Source organism: Streptomyces sp. NPDC127097 (assembly GCF_042724075.1).
GTDB lineage: Bacteria > Actinomycetota > Actinomycetes > Streptomycetales > Streptomycetaceae > Streptomyces.
The window spans coordinates 357,782-376,210 of sequence record NZ_JBHXFI010000001.1; the positions used below are offsets into that span (position 1 = coordinate 357,782).

The following is an 18,429-nucleotide window of genomic DNA, read 5'->3' on the forward strand; positions in this document are numbered from 1 at the left end:
CCGGCCCGCCGTGGCCCCGCCCCTCCGGCCGGTCCGTCGGCCGCCCCCGGTGGTCCCGCCCGGTGACCGCCACCCCGTCCCCCGCCCGCCCCTTCTCCCCGTCCCGATCGAGGTCCCTCCCCCATGAACTCACGCCAGCGCCGCGGAGTGATCCTGCTGCTCCTGTCGGTTCTCTGTGCGGTCGGCGCGTTCGTCGGCGTACTGTCGGTGATCAAGAACGTCGAGTCCAAGGTCGGCCCCGAGAAGACGGCGTACCGGCTGAAGAGTGATGTCGCGGCCTATAAAGAGCTGAATCCGGGGCAGTTCGAAAGGGTGCAGATGCCGCAGCGGTGGCTGCCGCCCACCGCCGTGACCGACCTGGACCAGGTCAGCGGCAAGATCGCGGTGACCCCGCTGAAGAAGGGGTCGCTGCTCCAGGACGACATGATCGTCGAGCGGCCCGCGCTGAAGGCCGGGCAGCAGGAGATCGCCATCATGATCGACGCCGCCACCGGTGTGGCCGGCAAGATCAACCCCGGTGCCCGGGTGAACATCTACGCCACGTTCGAGGGCAAGCGCCCCGAGGACAAGCCGGTCTCCAAGGTCATCGTCGCGGGCGCCCAGGTCATCGACGTCGGCAAGCTGACGCCCCTGGAGGCCAAGGACCCGGGCGACAACACCACCGCCAACAGCCGGCAGGCCGGTGAGGCCGTCCCGATCACCTTCGCGCTGAACACCCAGGACGCCCAACGGGTGGCCTACGCCGAGTCCTTCGCCTCCCACGTACGGCTCGCCCTGCTCGCCCCCGGCAACGAGACCGCCATACCGCCCGGCCAGCGCAGCTACACCCTCGACGGCGACAAGTGACCCGGAGCCTCAGGTGACCATCCGCATCCTCCCGGCCATCGGTGACCCCGACGCCGCCCGCGCCGTGTCCTCGCTGCTCCACCAGCTGCCGGACGCCGAACCCGCGCCCACCGTCGCGGACTCCGCCGCGCTGCTCCATGCGCTGGCCGGCGCCGCCGCCCAGGGTGCCGGCGCGGCGGCCGCTGGCCAGCCGACCGCCGCGGGCCAGCCGTCCGCCGTGGAGGCGCTCCCCGAGGTCGTGCTCGTCCACGAGCGGATCGGGCCGACGCCGGCCCTGGAGCTGATCCGTGAGGTGGCGCTGCGCTTCCCCGCCGTCGGCGTCGTACTGATCACCACGGACGCCGGGCCCGCGCTGTTCTCCGCGGCGATGGACGCCGGGGCCCGGGGCATCGTCGGCATGCCGCTCGGCTACGACGAGCTGGCCGCCCGGGTGCAGGCCGCCGCGCAGTGGTCGGCGGGCGTCCGGGTCCACCTAGGGGGCAGCCCGGAGGCGGCCCCCGGGCCGGCCGGCACGCTGGTGACCGTGACGGGCGCCAAGGGCGGGGTCGGCACCACCGTCACCGCGGTGCAGCTGGCGCTGGCGGCACGGGCCGCGGGCCGCAGCGTCGCGCTGGTGGACCTGGATCTCCAGTCCGGTGACGTGGCCTCCTACCTGGACGTCCAGTTCCGCCGCTCGGTCGTCGACCTGGCGGGCATTCAGGACATCTCCGTACGGGTTCTCCAGGACGCCGTGCACGACCACCACACCGGTCTCGGCCTGCTGCTGGCGCCCGAGGAGGGCGAACGCGGTGAGGAGGTCGACGACCGGGCGGCCCGGCAGATCATCGGCGCGCTGCGCTCCCGCTACGAGGTCGTGCTGGTCGACTGCGGCTCCCAGATGCAGTCCGCCAATGCCGCGGCCGTCGAACTCGCCGATCTGGCGCTGCTGGTGACCACCCCGGACGTGGTGGCCGTACGCGCCGCCAAGCGGCAGGTCCGGCTCTGGGACCGGCTCCAGATCCGCAAGGCGGAGGACACCACGACGGTGGTCAACCGCCTCACCCGGAACACCGAGATCCAGCCGCCGCTGGTCGCCAAGGCCACCGGCACCCAGGTCGCCCGCACCCATGTACCGGCCGCCTTCAAGGAGCTCCAGCCCTGCGTCGACGCGGGCCGGATGCAGGATCTGGACAACCGGTCCACGGTCAAGCAGGCACTGTGCGCGCTGGCCGGCGAACTCGCCCTGGTCGACTCGCCGTCCGCACGGCAGGGCCGCGGCAGTCACCGGGCCCGTCCCACGCTGACCGGGCGCAAGCGCAAGGCCATAACGCCGGGGGCGGCTCCCGGTTCCGGGGGAGTTCCGGGTCAGGCGTCGGGGCCGGCCTCCGGGGCGGGGCCGGTCCCCGGCCCCCGGTTCGGTGTGCGGCGGGGATCCGCGGCGGCGGCCGGCCCGGGGCCGTTCGACCCGTCCGGCCCGTACGAGGAGGGCTGAGCGGTGCGGCGCCCGCTGGGCGGCGACGACCGGGGGCAGGTGGCCGTGGAATTCATGGGGCTGCTCCCGCTGATCCTGCTGGTCCTCGCCCTGCTCTGGCAGTTGGTGCTGGTCGGGTACGCCTACGCGCTCGCCGCGCACTCCGCCGACCGCGGCGCACGGGCCGCCACCGCCACCGAGGGCGGCGGCGCGGGCGCCTGCCGCACCGCCGCCGAGGAGGACCTGCCCGGCTCCTGGCGCGCGGGCGCCTCGACCTCCTGCGGGACGGAGTCGGGCCTGTGGAAGGCCACCGTCCGGATCGAGGTCCCGGTGCTCTTCCCCGGCGCGGGCAGCTATCCGTGGCGCGTCACCGGCACGGCCGGCGCCGCGAAGGAGGACACCGGATGAGCGCCGTACGCCGTCCCGCCCGGCTCCGCGGTCACGGCCGCGACCGGGGCCAGGTCTCCATCGAATTCCTCGGCTTCCTGCCGATCCTGCTGGTCGTCGGGCTGGCCGTGGTCCAGCTCGGTCTGGCCGCCTACACCGTCCAGCAGGCCGGGACCGGAGCGCGCGCCGCGGCCCGTACCGCCTCGATGGACGAGGCCGACCGGGAGACCGGCCCACAGGCCGCCGGCCTTTCCGCGATGAGCGGCTGGGTCGCGGGCCGCGCGACGATCTCGGTGGGCGGCGGGGGCGCCGAGGTCAGCGCGACCGTGCGGGTACCGATCCCCTCGGTCATCCCCGGCGTCGACAACCTCGGTACCGCCAGCCGCACCGCCACCATGCCCCGCCCGCAGGAACCCGGCGCGCTGGGCCTGCGCGCCGCGGACACGTACGAAGGAGCACCCCCGCGATGAGCCTGAAAGCACGGATCGTCGCACCCGAACCGGCCGGTGAGGCGCGCGAGGACAGCCATATGGTCGCCGTCTACCGCGCCAAGCTGCTCGAAGAGATCGACCTCGCCGAGATGTCCTCGCTGGCCGCGGCCGAGCGCCGCTCGCGGCTGGAGCGGGTGCTGGGCCACATCATCAGTCGTGAGGGCCCGGTCCTGTCCACCGCCGAACGCGCCCAGCTGATCCGCCGGGTGGTGGACGAGGCGCTGGGCCTCGGGGTGCTGGAGCCGCTGCTGGAGGACGCCTCGATCACCGAGATCATGGTCAACGGCCCGGACCAGGTGTACGTCGAGCGGGCCGGCCGGGTCGAGCTGCTGCCCGTCCGCTTCGCCTCGCACGAGCAGCTGATGCAGACCATCGAACGGATCGTCTCCACCGTCAACCGCCGGGTCGACGAGTCCAATCCGATGGTCGACGCCCGGCTGCCGTCCGGCGAGCGCGTCAATGTCATCATCCCGCCGCTCGCGCTGAACGGCGCCACCCTCACCATCCGCCGCTTCCCCCGCGCCTACACCCTCGCCGAACTCATCGGCATGGGCACGCTCGACGAGCAGATGCTGATGCTGCTGGCGGGGCTGGTGCGGGCCAAGTTCAACGTGGTGGTCTCCGGCGCCACCGGCGCGGGCAAGACCACCCTGCTCAACGCGCTGTCCGGGCTGATCCCGGACGGGGAGCGGATCATCACCGTCGAGGACGCCGCCGAACTCCAGCTCCAGCAGAGCCATGTCATCCGGCTGGAGTCCCGGCCGCCCAACGTCGAGGGCAAGGGCCGGATCACCATCCGCGACCTGGTCCGCAACTCCCTGCGGATGCGCCCCGACCGCATCATCGTCGGCGAGGTGCGCGGCGGCGAGACCCTCGACATGCTCCAGGCGATGTCGACCGGCCACGACGGCTCGCTGGCCACCGTGCACGCCAACAGCGCCGAGGACGCCCTGATGCGGCTCCAGACCCTGGCGTCCATGTCCGACGTCAAGATCCCCTTCGAGGCGCTGCGGGACCAGATCAACAGCGCCGTCGACTGCCTCGTCCAGCTCACCCGGCACGCCGACGGCTCCCGCCGGATCAGCGAGATCGCCATCCTCGACTCGCGCGGCCACGAGGACTACCGGATCGCCACGGTCTGCCGGTTCGACGCCGAACCGATGGGCGCCGACCGCATCGTGCACGGCCGGTTCCGCTACTTCCCGCTGCCGCGCCGGGTCGCCGAACGCCTCTTCATGGCGAGCGAGCCCACCCCGCCCGCCTTCGGCGTCGCCACCCACGACGCCCAACTCGCCACCCGGAAGGCCCACTCATGACCGGCGGGAACGACCTCGCCCTGCTCGCCATCGGCGCCACCCTGCTGTGCGGGCTGCTCGCGATCGCCGGCGCCCGGACCTACGCGGCCGGGCGCGCCCAGCGGCAGGCCATCGTCGACCGGCTGGCCGACGAGCGCGGGCTGCCGGTGACCGGGCGGCGCCGCTTCCCGTCCGTCGACCGGGCGCTGCGCGGCACCCGCTTCGGCCGCCGCCTCGAACTGCGGCTGACCGCCACCGGGCTGGACGTCACCCCCGGCGAGTTCGCCGTCTATCTGCTCGGCACGGTCGTCGCGCTGTGGCTGGTCGCCCAGGCCACCCTCGCCCCGTTCTTCGGGCCGATCGCCGCGCTGGTCGCCATCTGGGCGGCGTTCGCCTTCCTCAACTGGCAGCGGCAGAAGCGGATCGAGAAGTTCATCAACCAGCTGCCCGAACTCTCCCGGATCCTCGCCAACGCCACCCAGGCCGGGCTCGCGCTGCGGACGGCGCTGGGCATGGCGGCCGAGGAGCTGGAGGCCCCGGCCGGTGAGGAGCTGGCGAAGGTCTCCGACAAGCTCTCCGTCGGCCACTCCATCGACGAGGCGCTCGGCGAGCTCGCCGAACGCCTGCCGTCCCGGGAACTCGTCGTGCTCGTCACCACGCTGGTGCTCGCCAACCGCGCCGGTGGCACCGTCGTCGGCTCGCTGCGCAACCTCACCAAGACCCTGGAGGAGCGCAAGGAGACCCGCCGGGAGGTCCGCACCCAGCTCTCCCAGGTGGTGGTCACCGCCTACGTCGTCCCGCTGCTCGGCATCGGCACCCTGCTGCTGATGAACCGGATCGCCCCGGGCGCCATCGACCGGATGACCGCCTCCTTCCTCGGCCAGCTCGCGGTCGTGGTGGCCTTCGCCCTCTACGGGCTCGGGTTCTTCTTCATCCGCCGCCTGTCCAAGATCGACGTCTAGGTATCGGTATCGCCATGGCACTCGGAATCCTGCTGGCCCTCGCCTTCGCCCTCTCGGTCGCCGGTATCTGCTGCGGTATCGCGCTCTACCGGCGCGAGGCCCGGCTGCCGCCCGACCTGGCGCTGTCCCTGGAGGTCGGCGCGACCCGCACCACGGCCGTCGGTTCGGCGGTGGACCGCGCCGGGATGCGGTACGCGCCGCTGGTGCTGCGGCTGATGGGCGGCAAGCGCACCGCCCGGGTCCGCCGGCGGATCGACCTGGCGGGCAATCCGGGCGGGCTGACCGTCGACCGGTACGCCGCCCGGCGCGCCGTCTACGGGGCCCTCGGCCTCTTCGGCGCGCTGGTGATGTTCCTGCGCGGCCAGCCGCTGCTCGGCGTACTGATGGTGCTCTTCGGCCTCTTCTGGACCGAGGTCGGCATCTGGGCCGCCATCCGTCAGCGCAAGGACACCATCGAACGCACCCTTCCGGACTTTCTGGATGTGCTGGCCGTCGTGGTCAGCGCCGGTCTGGGCTTCCGTCAGGCCCTGGACCGGGTCGCGGACAAGTACGAGGGCCCATGGGCGGATGAACTCCGGATCACCCTGCGGCAGATGGACATGGGCGTCAGCCGCCGGGCGGCCTTCGAGGAACTGCGCAAACGCAATGACTCCGAACAGGTCGCGCAGTTCGTCACCGCCCTCCAGCAGGGCGAGGAGCTGGGCTCGCCGATCGTCGAGACGCTGATCCAGATCGCCGACGACATGCGCCGGACCGATGCCCAGAACGCCCGGCGCCGGGCCGCCCGCGCGGTCCCCAAGGCCACCATGGTCGTCACCACCTTTATGGTTCCGGCCACGATGATCCTGCTCATCGCCGGTTTCTTCCTGGGCTCGGGCACCAACTTCGGTTCGCTGATGGGAAGGTGACCCGTCTCACGCGCCCCGGCCCCGGCCCCGCCGGCGGCCGCCCGGCACCACGGGAGCGCGGCCGGCCGCGCCGCCCCGGCCGACCCCGGCGCGCCGCCCGCCCGACCCCCTGTGGCCTGCTGTGCCGCCACCCGGGGCGACGGCCGCCGCTTCGGTCCGTGCTTGCGGTTGCACATCCGGGCCCGGTGGGGCGACGGCGGCCCGTACTCGGCCGGATGAGTGCGTTACGGGCCCGGCTTCCCCTCAACTCCTTCGCAACAGCAACGAGTTGTGTCACAGTGGGTGGGCGGATGGTTGCGCTCGCACTATGGTGCGGAAGGACCGTCCGGTCTGCATGGGTCACGGAACGGGACACGGTCCCGGAGGGGGAGCGGGGGTGGGTAGGGTGCGACTGAGTGGCCGAAAGACGACGTTGTGCCTGTCATCCGGGTTCCCGAAAGAGGATGGGATACGGATTCCCTGTTCCGGGCACACGGTTCCGGCGTACTTTTCTGGTGTCGTGAGCGCGGCCGACCGCGCCGGCACCACGGGGACAGACCAGCCGGACCAGAGCGGTACGGCCGCCCATGGAGGGGAAGACGATGGCGAAGCGGATTTTGGGGAACGACCGGGGACAGACCTCGATCGAGTACCTCGGCATCATCGCGGTGGTCGTGGCGATCGTCCTGGTCCTGTCGACCACGGACTTCGGCAGCCAGATCGCGAACGCCATCGCCAACAAGATCTCCGACGTCGTCGGCATTTAGCCCGCACCGCCACCGCCGTGCCGGCCACGACCACACACCGCCGCCGGCGCGACGAAGGGCAGGCATTCCCGCTCTACATCGTCGCGGTCGGGGGCCTGCTCTTCCTCGCGCTCGCCTTCTTCGCCGTCGGGCAGGCGGCGGCCACCCGCAACGGTGCGCAGACCGCCGCCGACGCGGCAGCCCTCGCGGCCGGCCAGAAATACCGTGAACTGCTGCGCAAGAGCGTGCTCGACGGCCTCCGCGACGGCAGTTACCTGTCCGATCCGACGGCCTGGGAAGAGCTGCTGAACGGGCGCGGGGCGCCGTCCGGAGCGGCATGCGAGAGCGCGGGCTGGTTCGCCGGACGCAACGGCGCCGAGCTCTCCGGCCCCCGCTGCACCCCGGACTCCTGGCCCACCTCGTTCGCCGTCCAGGTCACCACCCGCAACCCCGTGGGGGACTCCGTCATCCCGGCGACCAGCAGCAAGCATGCGTCGGCCGAGGCGAAGTCCGTGGTCGGCCCCCGCTGCACCCTCGACCCCGCCCAGGACGACACCGGCGGGGCGGACGGCGGGGACGGCACGGACGACGAGGCGGACAAGGGCGGCAAGGGCGGCAAGGGTGACAAGGACGACGACGCCCCCGCCCCCGTCGAGATCACCTGCGACGGCACCCGCTGGACGCTCGACCCCCGCCACCTGGAGGAACTGCCCGACGCCGCCGACCTGTTCTCCGTACGCCTCGCTCATTGACCGCCCGCACCCGACCACCCCCCTCGAGACGACCAGACGACGATCAAAGGAATCGCATCCCATGAGCATTCGGCGCACCACCAAGGCCGCCAGGGGAGCGGTCGCCATGGCGAGCGCTGTCGGCCTTGCGCTCGTCGTGGCCGGCTGCGGTGGTGACAGCGGCGGTGCGAAGGCGTCGGACGGCGACAAGCCACCGGCCCGCAGCACCGCCCCCAAGGACAGCGGCCCCGGCGCCCCGGCGGCCGACTCCGACAAGGTGATCGGTGAGATGAAGGGGCCGGACGGCGTGGTGGTCACCCTGCACTCCGTCGTCCGGGACTCCGGCGGCTTCGTCACCGTCAACGGCACGGTCACCAACCGCGGCACCCGCGCCTTCAACGCCATCGACTGGCGCTCCAACGAGACCGAGCTGCGGTCGCGTTCCTCGATCTCCGGGGCGACCCTCGTCGACAAGGCGGGCAAGAAGCGCTATCTGGTGCTGCGCGACACCAACGGCGAATGCCTGTGCACGACCGGCCTCAGCGGGCTGATGCCGGGAGCCAGCCGCCCGGTCTTCGCGCAGTTCCCGGCGCCGCCGGCCAAGGTGACCGAGGTCGATTTCCAGCTGCCGACCCTGCCGCCGGCCAGCGTGCGGATCACGGACTGAGCGGGCACCGATGACCGTGACCCAGATGCCCCGAGGACGCCGGGTGCGCCGAGCGCCCCGGAGCGCCGCCACCGCCGTCACGCTGCTGCTCACCGCGGCGCTGACGGTCCCCGTCGCCCACGCCGATCCGCCGGGCGTGACCGAGGACTCCAGCCCGCCGGTGCACATCGACACCGCCGACCCCGACCTGCGGATGGTCCAGGGCGCCAAGCTCGCTCCGTCCAAGGTCCTCAACATCAAGTCGATCGTCGAGGCGGACGACGGTTCCGAGCGCCGCCAGGACACCAACGACAATGTGACCTTCGCGCTCCAGGCCGAGGTCCTCTTCGGCAAGGACAGCGCCGATCTGTCGTCGGACGCGCTGTCCCGTATCGGCACCATCGCGTCCGAGATCAAGAAGCAGAACGCCACCCATCTGCGGGTCTTCGGCTTCACCGACAATCTGGGCTCGGCGGGCCACGGCCTGGCGCTGTCCAAGAAGCGCGCCAACGCCGTCCAGCAGGAGCTGGCCAAGGACCTCGGCTCGTCCGTCAGTTTCCAGATCCGCGGTTACGGCGAGCAGTATCCGATCGCCGACAACGGCACCGAGGAAGGCCGCAAGAAGAACCGCCGGGTCGAGGTCAGCTTCCCGCGGGCCTCGTGACCGGGGCCGCGGTGGCCGCGGTGGCCGCCGGGGCCGGCCGCATCCGGCGGCGGATGACCAAGCTGCCGACCACCTTGTCGTGCAGACACTGACGGAGCCCGTCCCAGAGGCAGTTCAGCGGGTCCAGCAGACTGAGCACCGGCACCACCCACATCCCCAGATGGGCCAGATGCCGCCCCAGGGCGGCCCCGTAGGACAGCGGGCTCCCGTCGGCGAGCCGTACGACGCTCAGTCCGCACAGCAGCTTGCCCGGGGTGCCGCCGCAACGGGCGGTCAGCAGCGGCGAGTAGAGAAAGAGCAGGGCCACGGCCGCCAGGACCGGGACGTAGAAGGGCGCGTTGTCCCGGCCGCCGCCGAAGGTGACGACCAGGCCGGCGCCGAAGGTGACCAGGGACAGGACGCCGAAGGCGAGCACCGTGTCGAGGAGCAGGGCGAGCAGCCGCAGCCCCTGGTTCCCGAGGACGCCCGGGGCCGGGCCCCGGTGCGCCGGGGGAACGGGGTACCAGGGGCCCGCCGGAAGCCCGGGTCCCGCGGGAGGTAGGTGCTCCGGTGGTGTCGCGTTCATGCCGCGCATGTGACCACTCCGGCCCGCCCGGCGGCAACTCGACACCGAGACGGGCCCGTTACCCTCCCGCTCCGTGCCCCGGCCGGGACCGCGCCCGGCCGCCCTCACCGGCGGGGTGCGACGTCCAGCCGCAGTCCGGCACGCAGCCCCCAGCGCGCCATCGCACCGGCCTCCGCCTCCAGGACGTGCCGGGCGCGGAGGCGGGGGAGCCCCAGCCGCCCCGGGCGCATGGTGCGGACGGCCAGCACGGTGAAGTCCCGGCTCAGATAGGCGACATCGATCGCGAACCGCATCCGGAAGGTGTGCACCCCGCTCGCCGGGGTGAGCAGCAGCGCCCCCTCGATACCGTCCCGCCCCAACAGCCCGCGGGCCCGGGCCCGGTAGGACGCCGCGATCTCCACCGGAATACCGCCCTCCGCCGGAATGCCGCTCTCCGCCCCGTACAGGACCCCCGGACCGTTCTCCCAACGCGCCATGCGCAGCGTTCTATCAGCTCCGCCCGCCGTCTTTCCCGGCGGTCTGCGGCCGGGCGCCTCTAAGGTCGACGGGTGTCCGTGATCCTGATGTTTCTCGCCGCCGTCTACGGGGCCGCGGCCGGGCTGCTGATCCCGCGGCCCGTCCACCGGCTGGCCGTCGAGCCCGAGGAGGAGTGGCGCGCGGTCTGTCCCGGGGGGCATCCGATCACCGGGCCGGCCCGGGGCTGGCTGGGGCGCGGGCGCTGCCCGGACTGTGGGGCGTACGGGCCGGGCCCACTGTCCACGGCGGCGGCCACCGCGCTGGTCTGCGCGGCCCTGGCGGCGGCCACCGGGCCCCGGCCGGAACTCGTCGCCTGGCTGGTGATGACGCCGGTCGCGGTGCTGCTGGCCGCCGTCGACTGGCGGGCCCGGCGCCTCCCGGACGTGCTGACGCTGCCGCTCGCCGCGGCCGCCGCGGCCCTGCTGGGGACCGTCGGCCGGCTCACGGGGGAGACCGCGGCGTGGCGCCGGGCCCTGCTGGCCGGCCTGCTCCTCGGCGCCTGCTATCTCGTCCTCTATCTCGCGAATCCGCGGGGCATCGGGCTGGGCGACGTCAAGCTCGCGGTCGGGCTGGGGATCGCCCTTGGGTGGTACGGCTGGCGCACCCTCGTCATGGGGGGCGCCGCGGGCGTACTGCTCGGTGCGCTCTACGGCGCGGGGCTGCTGCTCGTACGGCGCGAGGCGCGGAACGCGGCCATGCCCCTGGGGCCCTTCATGATCATCGGGGCGTTCTGCGGGCTGCTCCCCGGCGCCGCCGCGGCGTCCTGACCCACCGCGGGCCGGAGCCTCCGGGAGCGCCCGACCCGCCGCGGCCACGCCGGTGCACGCAGCACCCCTCCCGCGGGGTTATGGTGGAAACCCCCCCTCGGGCCGGTCCGTATCCCCCCACGGACCGGCCCGCTTTTTGTCCGGGGCGCGGGGAACCCCGTGACCAGCAACGATGCGGCCGAGGCCGCACGACGGCTCCCCGCGCCGGACGCGCGCGGAGCGCTCAGCGGCGGGCCCAGATGTTCACACCGTCCGTGGTTGTGGCGAACTCGTCGATCTCGGCCAGCTCGGCCTCCGTGATCGCGGGGGCGTCGAGGGCCGCGATATTGGCCTCCAACTGGGCGACGCTGCTGGCGCCGATCAGGGCGGAGGTCATCCGCTCGTCGCGCAGCACCCAGCCCAGGGCGAGCTGCGCCAGCGACTGGCCACGGCGGGCGGCGATCTCATTGAGGCCCCGCAGCCGGCGTACGACGTCGTCGGACAGCAGATTCGGGTCCAGCGACTTGCCCTGGGCGGCGCGCGAGCCCTCGGGGACACCGTGCAGATATTTGTCCGTGAGCATGCCCTGCGCGAGTGGCGCAAAAGAGATGCAGCCCATGCCCTCCGCCTCAAGGGTGTCCAGCAGCAGATCGTCCTCGGTCCAGCGGTTGATCATCGAGTACGAGGGCTGGTGGATCAGCGCCGGTACGCCCATCGCCCGCAGGATGCCGGCCGCGTCCCGGGTCTGCTCGGCGTTGTACGAGGAAATACCGGCATACAGGGCCTTGCCCTGCTGGACGGCGGACGCCAGCGCGCCCATCGTCTCCTCCAGCGGGGTGTCCGGATCGAAGCGGTGCGAGTAGAAGATATCGACGTAATCGACGCCCATCCGCTTCAGGGACGCATCCAGCGATGAGAGGAGATATTTCCGTGAACCCCATTCGCCGTAGGGGCCGGGGTGCATCAGATATCCGGCCTTCGTCGACAGAATCATCTCGTCGCGGTAGCCGCGGAAGTCCTGTGCAAAGATCTTTCCGAAGTTGAGCTCGGCGGACCCGGGTGGCGGACCGTAGTTGTTGGCCAGATCGAAGTGGGTGACGCCCAGGTCGAAGGCGCGGCGCAGGATGGCGCGCTGGGAGCTCAGGGTGCGGTCGTCCCCGAAGTTGTGCCAGAGTCCAAGGGAGATAGCGGGGAGTTTGAGTCCGCTGCGACCCGTTCGCCGGTACTTCATCGAGTCGTAGCGGGATTCCGCCGCACGGTAGTCGGTGCCAGTCATGCTCATCTCCCTATCACGTACTTGTGACCGACCTGATTGGGCTGTCGAGACAGCCGAGAAGTAAAGTTGCCCACTTGAGGCGACGGGGCGACCGCCATTGGCACGGAGGGGCTGGACCACACATGCTGCGATCTTCCGGGATGCGCATCCCGTATCCGCCTGCACTGCGCAAACTGGTCTACCGGCTGTACGCGCGCAGGGTGGAGGGTCGCCTGGATCACACCCAGGTGCCCAAGCACATCGGCGTCATCCTGGACGGCAACCGGCGCTGGGCGCGGGCCGACGGGCGGACCACCGAGCAGGGCCACCAGGCCGGTGCGCTCAAGATCAGTGAGCTGCTCGGCTGGTGCGAGGAGACCGATGTCGAGGTGGTCACGCTGTGGCTGCTGTCGACCGACAACCTCGACCGGCCCGAGGACGAGCTGAAGCCGCTGCTCGGCATCATCGAGAACACCGTCCGGGACCTGGCCGCCGACGGCCGCTGGCGGGTGCACCACGTGGGCAACCGCGATCTGCTGCCCACCGCCACCCAGAAGGTGCTCAAGGAGTCCGAGCAGGCCACCCACGACAACACCGGCGTCCTGGTGAACGTGGCGATCGGCTACGGCGGCCGGCAGGAGATCGCCGATGCGGTGCGCTCGCTGCTGCTGGAACACGCCGAGCGCGGCACCTCCTTCGAGGAGCTCGCCGAGATCGTCGACATCGACCTGATCTCCGAGCACCTCTACACCCGCGGCCAGCCCGACCCGGACCTGGTGATCCGGACGAGCGGGGAGCAGCGGCTGTCGGGCTTCATGCTGTGGCAGAGCGCCCATTCGGAGTACTACTTCTGCGAGGTCTTCTGGCCGGCGTTCCGGAAGGTCGACTTCCTGCGCGCACTGCGCGATTACGCCGCCCGGCACCGGCGCTACGGCTTCTAGAACGAGCCCTCCCGAGCCGCTCCCGTTCCGCCAGGCGCGTTACACCCCATACATCCCTTACGTCCCGGACATCCCTGATTGTCACGGTGCGTCATCAGGCCCCGCCGGCCCCATGAACCGCCGGCGGGGCCTCTTCTGACGCACCATCCCCTCGGGGCTCACCCGAATGGCCCCGCCGCTCGGTGATCACGTGTCACCCAAGGTTCATCGTCCGTGCGTCATATGCCGTGGCATGGCGACGAGGGTTCGAGGGAATATCCCTTCCAGGTCGGCGTCAGGAACAAGCCATCAGGCGCCGCATCTCAGCGGGCGGCATGGGGCCGTCCGCCCGGGAGGCCCTTTGCACATCACGGAGGTCCGTGCGTACCGCACGGTCGACGCGGAGGGCCGGCGCTCGGCCCGCGCATCGTGGCCCGAGCCCGGTCCGGTCATTAGATGGCCGGGGTTCTTGGGGACGCCGCCCCGAAGCGGTGGCCCCGGGAGAACACCGCCCCGCGACGCCGTCGCACCCCAACCTCATCCGAGGGGGTTCGTCCATCCGTGGTGAACATCAAGCAGCGCCGTGAGAACGACCGGCGCACTTATGTCCTCGACACCAGTGTCCTGCTGGCCGACCCAGGCGCCATGGCCCGCTTCGACGAGCACGAGGTCGTGCTGCCGGTCGTGGTGGTCACCGAGCTGGAGGCCAAGAGGCACCACCCCGAGCTCGGCTACTTCGCGCGGCAGGCGCTGCGCCTGCTGGACGAGTACCGGGTGCAGTTCGGGCGGCTGGACGCGCCCATCCCCATCGGGGAACTCGGCGGGTCGCTCCGCGTCGAGCTGAACCACTCCGACCCCGGGATACTGCCCGCGGGCTTCCGGCTCGGCGACAACGACTCGCGGATCCTCGCGGTGGCGCGCAATCTCCAGGCCGAGGGGTATGACGTCACGGTCGTCTCCAAGGATCTGCCGCTGCGCATCAAGGCGTCCTCGGTCGGGCTGCTGGCAGAGGAGTACCGCGCCGAGCTGGCGATCACCGACTCCGGCTGGACGGGGATGGCCGAACTCACCATCTCCGCCGAGCAGGTCGACGATCTCTTCGCCGCCGAGACCACCCATGTCCCCGAAGTCTCCGAACTTCCGGTGCATACCGGACTTGTCCTTCAGTCCGAGCGCGGCAAGGCGCTCGGCCGGGTCACCTCGGACGGCGCGGTCCGGCTGGTGCGGGGCGACCGGGAAGCCTTCGGGATCCATGGCCGCAGCGCCGAGCAGCGGATCGCGCTGGATCTGCTGCTGGACCCGGACGTCGGCATCGTCTCGATGGGCGGGCGGGCCGGCACGGGCAAGTCGGCGCTGGCGCTGTGCGCGGGCCTGGAGGCCGTGTTGGAGCGCCGGCAGCACCGCAAGGTGATGGTGTTCCGGCCGCTGTACGCCGTCGGCGGGCAGGAGCTGGGCTATCTGCCGGGCAGCGAGGCGGAGAAGATGAGCCCCTGGGCGCAGGCCGTCTTCGACACGCTGTCCGCGGTGACCACCAAGGACGTCATCGAAGAGGTGGTGGGGCGCGGCATGTTGGAGGTACTGCCGCTGACCCATATCCGCGGGCGGTCGCTGCACGACGCGTTCGTCATCGTGGACGAGGCCCAGTCACTGGAACGGAACGTCCTTTTGACGGTTCTGTCCCGTATCGGCGCCAACTCCCGGGTGGTGCTGACCCATGATGTCGCCCAGCGCGACAACCTCCGGGTCGGGCGGTACGACGGCGTGGTCGCGGTCGTCGAGAAGCTGAAGGGGCACCCGCTGTTCGCCCACGTCACGCTGAACCGCTCGGAGCGCTCGCCGATCGCGGCGCTGGTGACCGAAATGCTGGAGGACGGCCGGATCTGACCGGTGGTGAAGACGACGCCGCCCGGCGAAGCGAAGGAGCTTAGCCGGGCGGCGTTGCGCTGCGAGTGGATATCCGAAAATCGTTTGCCGTAAACGAGGTGTGAGCTTTCACACCCAGCGGGGAATTGCCTCCCGGCATCCCGGTCGGGCAGAGTCTGGGTCCTGTCAGGCCCCGCATACGGCAGCATCAACACCCCCAGCGGTGTGGAACGAAACCGAACTTCATAGCGAAACGCCGTATGCCGCCCGAGCACCACGCGGACCCCGAAGGGGACGTACCGGGCCAGTGCCTCCCGTGACCAGCCGGACCCATCCGTTCAACCGGGCCCGGAACAAGGGGAGGCCAGCGTCAGGGGCACGATTGCGTCCGCGAGGTCACCTATGCGGACGATGCTGGAAGGAAAACGTGTGAGCCGGATCTCGGTCCGGGGATTCGCCGTGGCATCCGCCACCGCGGTCACCACCGTCGGCGCCGTAGTCGGCGTCGCCGCGGGCAACGAGCCCGCCTCGGTCAACAACACCGAGGCGACCGCTGCCGATGCGACGATCGCTGACATCCCCGCGGGCGCACAGGCCCAGGTGCAGACGGCTTCCCTGACGCAGCAGGCGGACGAACAGTCCACCCAGGCGGACACGGCAGCCCTGAAGTCCGCCCAGGAGTCGGCGCGCAAGGCCGCAGCTGAGACCGCGAAGAGCAAGAAGGACGCCGCGGACGAGGCGAAGGCGAAGAAGGAGGCCGAGAAGCGCGAGAAGACGCTGGCCGCTTCGCGGTCCGCCACGCGCGACGCGAGCGACTTCGTCTCCAAGGGCTCGTACTCCATCGCCGAGACGCAGTCCATGGCCCGCCAGATGATGGCGAGCGACCAGTTCCAGTGCTTCAGCAACATCGTGGACCACGAGTCCGGCTGGAACTACAAGGCCACCAACGCCGGCTCGGGTGCCTACGGGCTCGTCCAGGCGCTGCCCGGCTCCAAGATGGCCTCGGCCGGTGCCGACTGGCAGACGAACCCGGCCACCCAGATCAAGTGGGGCCTGAACTACATGAACGACCGCTACGGCAGCCCCTGTGGTGCCTGGTCGTTCTGGCAGGCGAACAGCTGGTACTAGGCCGTACGCCGCACCACCGCACTTCCGAAACCCCCGAACGCGCCCGCGTCGGGGGTTTCGCGCGTGCCGCACAGGTAACGTCGTGCCGTCAGCTTGTGGCGCGTGGGAGGGGAAGAGGAAGGACATGTCCAGATTGCCTCAGTGGGTCGGTGGCCTCGGCGCCGGTCTGACGCGGCTCTCGCAGCGGCTGGAGGAACAGCGCCGCCGCGCGGAGGGCTCGATGGGCGTCCCCCCTGGAGGGAGCCCGTCGGACTCCTCGGGAGGGGCCGGCGACCCGGATGAGCTGAGGCGTGCCGAGCACGCGGACGCCTCCGCGGCCGAGAGCTCGGCGGTCGGCGGCCCGGCGGGTGACGGCCCCGCGGGCGACCGTTCAGCGGACGGCAGTCCGGTGGGCACGCTCACCGTCCCCCGTACCCAACTGCCCACGGCGGTGGACGGGGTGCCGGGGCCCGGGGCGGAGCAGGAGCCCCCGCCGGCCGCGGGCCGCCCGCCGGAGTCCGTGCCCGCCCCGCCCTCCTACGCCCCGGCCGTCGCGGCCCGCCCGGACCCGGTCGACGCGGTGCCGTGGGGTGTACGCGTCGCCGCCGAGGCGGGCTGGCGGCTGCTGGTGCTGGCCGCCACCCTGTGGGTGCTTGCGCGCGCCATCACCAGCATCGAACTGGTCGTGCTGGCCTTCATCGCGGCCACGCTGATCACCGCGCTGCTCCAGCCCACCGTGGGCTGGCTGCGCTCCCGCGGGCTGCCGCGCGGGCCGGCCACCGCGCTGACCTTCATCGGCGGGTTCGTGGTCATGGGCCTGGTCGGCTGGTTCGTCGTGTGGCAGGTCCAGGACAACATCGACTCGGTCTCCAGCCGTATCCAGGAGGGCATCACCGAGCTCAAGGGCTGGCTGCTGAAGAGCCCGTTCCATGTGACCGAGAGTCAGATCAACCACATCGCGAAGAATCTCCAGGATGCGATCGGCGCCAACACCGAGGCGATCACCTCGGCCGGTCTGGAGGGCGTCACCGTCATCCTGGAGGTGTTCACCGGCATCCTGCTGGCGATGTTCACCACGCTCTTCCTGCTCTACGACGGCCGGCGGATCTGGAACTGGCTGCTCAAGCTGGTCCCGAGCGCGGCCCGTGAGGGCGTGGCCGGGGCCGGGCCGCGGGCCTGGCGCACCCTGACCGCCTACGTACGCGGCACGGTCGTGGTCGCCCTGATCGACGCCATTTTCATCGGTATCGGGCTCTACTTCCTCAATGTGCCGCTGGCCGTCCCGCTCGCCGTCTTCATCTTCCTGTTCGCGTTCATCCCGCTGGTCGGCGCGGTGGTCTCGGGCGCGCTGGCCTGTGTCATCGCCCTGGTCGCCAACGGGGTGTTCACCGCGCTGATGGTGCTGGCGGTGGTGCTGGCCGTCCAGCAGATCGAGGGCCATGTCCTCCAGCCGTTCATCCTGGGCCGGGCGGTCCGGGTCCATCCGCTCGCGGTGATCCTCTCGGTGGCCGCGGGCGGGCTGATCGCGGGCATCGGCGGCGCGGTCGTCGCGGTCCCCCTGGTGGCGGTCACCAACACGGTGGTCGGCTACCTCCGTTCGTACTCCACGGAGCAGGCGCTGCGGATGTCGGTGGCCCCGCGCGGTGCCACCGCGATCTCCGTGGCACCGACCCCGCCCCCGACGCCACGGCCGTCCGAGGAGCCCCGGGAGTAGCCGCACTTGCCCGCCGGACGCACAGAACCCCCGCAGACACCAGGTCTGCGGGGGTTCTGTACTGCGGGGGTGTCCGCGCGTACCGAATTACTCGGCGAGCGCGGCCTCGGCGTCCAGCGTGGCGCCGACGGCCTGAAGGACGGACGCGATCTTGACGGCCTCCTGGATCGTCTCGCGGTCCACACCGGCCTTGCGGAGCACCTGCTCGTGCGAGTCCAGGCACATACCGCAGCCGTTGATGGCCGAGACGGCCAGCGACCACAGCTCGAAGTCGACCTTGTCCACGCCCGGGTTGCCGATGACGTTCATCCGCAGACCGGCGCGCAGGTTGCCGTACTCCGGGTCCGACAGCAGGTGCCGGGTCCGGTAGAAGACGTTGTTCATCGCCATGATGGCCGCGGCCGACTTGGCGGCGTTGTACGCCTCGGCGGAGAGGTTGGCCTTGGCCTCCGGCTCCAGCTCGCGCAGCACCTTCGGCGAGCGCGAGGCGATCGCGCAGGCCAGCACGGTGCCCCACAGCTGCTGCTGCGGCAGGTCGCTGTTGCCGATGACCGAACCGAGGTTCAGCTTGAGGTCCTTGGCGTAGTCCGGGACCGCGGACTTCAGTTCGTCGAGAGCCATGTCGGATCAGCCTCCAG

At 71.5% G+C, this 18,429-nt stretch carries 20 protein-coding genes; 16 read left to right on the plus strand and 4 right to left on the minus strand.

The window, feature by feature from the left end; all coding sequences use genetic code 11:
* Window positions 1–123: 123 nt before the first annotated feature.
* From cpaB to ACFWJW_RS01690, 11 genes are all read left to right on the plus strand, one after another.
* On the plus strand, window positions 124–846 hold the full coding sequence (gene cpaB, locus ACFWJW_RS01640) for a Flp pilus assembly protein CpaB (RefSeq protein ID WP_387233278.1): 723 nt from the start codon (window positions 124–126) through the stop codon (window positions 844–846).
* A gap of 13 nt (window positions 847–859) precedes the next feature.
* The gene (locus ACFWJW_RS01645) at window positions 860–2,317 is read left to right on the plus strand and encodes a CpaE family protein (RefSeq protein ID WP_387233280.1); all 1,458 of its coding nucleotides are present in this window, start codon (window positions 860–862) and stop codon (window positions 2,315–2,317) included.
* A gap of 3 nt (window positions 2,318–2,320) precedes the next feature.
* Entirely contained in the window at window positions 2,321–2,704 is a 384-nt protein-coding gene (locus ACFWJW_RS01650) for a TadE/TadG family type IV pilus assembly protein (RefSeq protein ID WP_387233283.1), read from the plus strand.
* Window positions 2,701–3,153 (plus strand): TadE/TadG family type IV pilus assembly protein, encoded by a 453-nt coding sequence (locus tag ACFWJW_RS01655; protein WP_387233285.1) that lies wholly within the window; start codon window positions 2,701–2,703, stop codon window positions 3,151–3,153. Before ACFWJW_RS01650 ends, ACFWJW_RS01655 begins: the two co-directional genes overlap by 4 nt.
* Window positions 3,150–4,490: a CpaF family protein gene (locus ACFWJW_RS01660; protein WP_042147980.1), complete on the plus strand. Its 1,341-nt coding sequence runs from the start codon at window positions 3,150–3,152 to the stop codon at window positions 4,488–4,490. Before ACFWJW_RS01655 ends, ACFWJW_RS01660 begins: the two co-directional genes overlap by 4 nt.
* Window positions 4,487–5,431, plus strand: a complete 945-nt coding sequence (locus ACFWJW_RS01665; RefSeq protein WP_387233289.1) for a type II secretion system F family protein — start codon at window positions 4,487–4,489, stop codon at window positions 5,429–5,431. The genes ACFWJW_RS01660 and ACFWJW_RS01665 overlap by 4 nt, the downstream gene beginning before the upstream one ends.
* Window positions 5,432–5,445: 14 nt before the next feature.
* A complete protein-coding gene (locus tag ACFWJW_RS01670) occupies window positions 5,446–6,339 on the plus strand; it encodes a DUF5936 domain-containing protein (RefSeq protein WP_387233292.1) in 894 nt (297 codons plus the stop codon).
* Window positions 6,340–6,920: 581 nt separating this feature from the next.
* Window positions 6,921–7,085 carry a membrane protein gene (locus ACFWJW_RS01675; protein WP_018089307.1) on the plus strand — a complete coding sequence of 55 codons (165 nt, stop codon included), beginning with the start codon at window positions 6,921–6,923 and terminating at the stop codon, window positions 7,083–7,085.
* A gap of 17 nt (window positions 7,086–7,102) precedes the next feature.
* Window positions 7,103–7,816: a pilus assembly protein TadG-related protein gene (locus tag ACFWJW_RS01680; protein ID WP_387233296.1), complete on the plus strand. Its 714-nt coding sequence runs from the start codon at window positions 7,103–7,105 to the stop codon at window positions 7,814–7,816.
* A 61-nt stretch (window positions 7,817–7,877) separates the two neighbouring features.
* A complete protein-coding gene (locus ACFWJW_RS01685) occupies window positions 7,878–8,462 on the plus strand; it encodes a hypothetical protein (RefSeq protein WP_042147996.1) in 585 nt (194 codons plus the stop codon).
* 10 nt (window positions 8,463–8,472) lie between these two features.
* Window positions 8,473–9,105 (plus strand): OmpA family protein, encoded by a 633-nt coding sequence (locus tag ACFWJW_RS01690; RefSeq protein ID WP_387233299.1) that lies wholly within the window; start codon window positions 8,473–8,475, stop codon window positions 9,103–9,105.
* Here ACFWJW_RS01690 and ACFWJW_RS01695 read toward each other — a convergent pair.
* Window positions 9,083–9,670, minus strand: coding sequence for an RDD family protein (locus tag ACFWJW_RS01695; protein ID WP_387233302.1), 588 nt, complete (start codon window positions 9,668–9,670; stop codon window positions 9,083–9,085). The two genes, ACFWJW_RS01690 and ACFWJW_RS01695, sit on opposite strands and share 23 nt — an antisense overlap.
* 104 nt (window positions 9,671–9,774) lie before the next feature.
* Complete coding sequence (locus tag ACFWJW_RS01700; RefSeq protein WP_387233304.1) at window positions 9,775–10,146, minus strand: DUF192 domain-containing protein; 372 nt, start codon at window positions 10,144–10,146, stop codon at window positions 9,775–9,777.
* A gap of 72 nt (window positions 10,147–10,218) precedes the next feature.
* On the opposite strand from ACFWJW_RS01700, the gene ACFWJW_RS01705 reads away from it, so the two are divergent.
* Window positions 10,219–10,953, plus strand: coding sequence for a prepilin peptidase (locus ACFWJW_RS01705; protein WP_387233307.1), 735 nt, complete (start codon window positions 10,219–10,221; stop codon window positions 10,951–10,953).
* A 223-nt stretch (window positions 10,954–11,176) separates the two neighbouring features.
* Here the strand turns inward: ACFWJW_RS01705 and mgrA are convergent, their stop codons facing one another.
* The gene (mgrA, locus tag ACFWJW_RS01710) at window positions 11,177–12,208 is read right to left on the minus strand and encodes an L-glyceraldehyde 3-phosphate reductase (RefSeq protein WP_387233310.1); all 1,032 of its coding nucleotides are present in this window, start codon (window positions 12,206–12,208) and stop codon (window positions 11,177–11,179) included.
* 140 nt (window positions 12,209–12,348) lie between these two features.
* Between mgrA and ACFWJW_RS01715 the strand changes: the two genes are divergently transcribed.
* The 4 genes from ACFWJW_RS01715 (at window position 12,349) to ACFWJW_RS01730 (ending at window position 17,791) form a co-directional block, all read left to right on the plus strand.
* Window positions 12,349–13,128 (plus strand): isoprenyl transferase, encoded by a 780-nt coding sequence (locus ACFWJW_RS01715; RefSeq protein WP_387233460.1) that lies wholly within the window; start codon window positions 12,349–12,351, stop codon window positions 13,126–13,128.
* A gap of 540 nt (window positions 13,129–13,668) precedes the next feature.
* Window positions 13,669–14,991: a PhoH family protein gene (locus tag ACFWJW_RS01720; protein WP_387233312.1), complete on the plus strand. Its 1,323-nt coding sequence runs from the start codon at window positions 13,669–13,671 to the stop codon at window positions 14,989–14,991.
* Window positions 14,992–15,399: 408 nt separating this feature from the next.
* Window positions 15,400–16,098, plus strand: a complete 699-nt coding sequence (locus ACFWJW_RS01725; protein ID WP_387233315.1) for a transglycosylase SLT domain-containing protein — start codon at window positions 15,400–15,402, stop codon at window positions 16,096–16,098.
* A gap of 124 nt (window positions 16,099–16,222) precedes the next feature.
* The gene (locus tag ACFWJW_RS01730) at window positions 16,223–17,791 is read left to right on the plus strand and encodes an AI-2E family transporter (RefSeq protein ID WP_387233318.1); all 1,569 of its coding nucleotides are present in this window, start codon (window positions 16,223–16,225) and stop codon (window positions 17,789–17,791) included.
* 87 nt (window positions 17,792–17,878) lie between these two features.
* On the opposite strand, the gene ACFWJW_RS01735 is transcribed toward ACFWJW_RS01730, so the two are convergent.
* Window positions 17,879–18,412, minus strand: coding sequence for an alkyl hydroperoxide reductase (locus ACFWJW_RS01735; protein WP_042148022.1), 534 nt, complete (start codon window positions 18,410–18,412; stop codon window positions 17,879–17,881).
* Window positions 18,413–18,429: the final 17 nt, after the last annotated feature.

Excerpts from the sequence above, each read along its gene's own strand:
- ACFWJW_RS01685 (WP_042147996.1), top strand. The coding sequence starts at position 7,878 with ATGAGCATTCGGCGCACCACCAAGGCCGCCAGGGGAGCGGTCGCCATG.
- ACFWJW_RS01655 (WP_387233285.1), top strand. The coding sequence starts at position 2,701 with ATGAGCGCCGTACGCCGTCCCGCCCGGCTCCGCGGTCACGGCCGCGAC.
- cpaB (WP_387233278.1), top strand. The coding sequence starts at position 124 with ATGAACTCACGCCAGCGCCGCGGAGTGATCCTGCTGCTCCTGTCGGTT.
- ACFWJW_RS01730 (WP_387233318.1), top strand. The coding sequence starts at position 16,223 with ATGTCCAGATTGCCTCAGTGGGTCGGTGGCCTCGGCGCCGGTCTGACG.
- ACFWJW_RS01700 (WP_387233304.1), bottom strand. The coding sequence starts at position 10,146 with ATGGCGCGTTGGGAGAACGGTCCGGGGGTCCTGTACGGGGCGGAGAGC.
- ACFWJW_RS01715 (WP_387233460.1), top strand. The coding sequence starts at position 12,349 with ATGCGCATCCCGTATCCGCCTGCACTGCGCAAACTGGTCTACCGGCTG.
- ACFWJW_RS01670 (WP_387233292.1), top strand. The coding sequence starts at position 5,446 with ATGGCACTCGGAATCCTGCTGGCCCTCGCCTTCGCCCTCTCGGTCGCC.
- ACFWJW_RS01665 (WP_387233289.1), top strand. The coding sequence starts at position 4,487 with ATGACCGGCGGGAACGACCTCGCCCTGCTCGCCATCGGCGCCACCCTG.
- ACFWJW_RS01695 (WP_387233302.1), bottom strand. The coding sequence starts at position 9,670 with ATGAACGCGACACCACCGGAGCACCTACCTCCCGCGGGACCCGGGCTT.
- ACFWJW_RS01675 (WP_018089307.1), top strand. The coding sequence starts at position 6,921 with ATGGCGAAGCGGATTTTGGGGAACGACCGGGGACAGACCTCGATCGAG.
- ACFWJW_RS01660 (WP_042147980.1), top strand. The coding sequence starts at position 3,150 with ATGAGCCTGAAAGCACGGATCGTCGCACCCGAACCGGCCGGTGAGGCG.
- ACFWJW_RS01735 (WP_042148022.1), bottom strand. The coding sequence starts at position 18,412 with ATGGCTCTCGACGAACTGAAGTCCGCGGTCCCGGACTACGCCAAGGAC.
- ACFWJW_RS01690 (WP_387233299.1), top strand. The coding sequence starts at position 8,473 with ATGACCGTGACCCAGATGCCCCGAGGACGCCGGGTGCGCCGAGCGCCC.
- mgrA (WP_387233310.1), bottom strand. The coding sequence starts at position 12,208 with ATGACTGGCACCGACTACCGTGCGGCGGAATCCCGCTACGACTCGATG.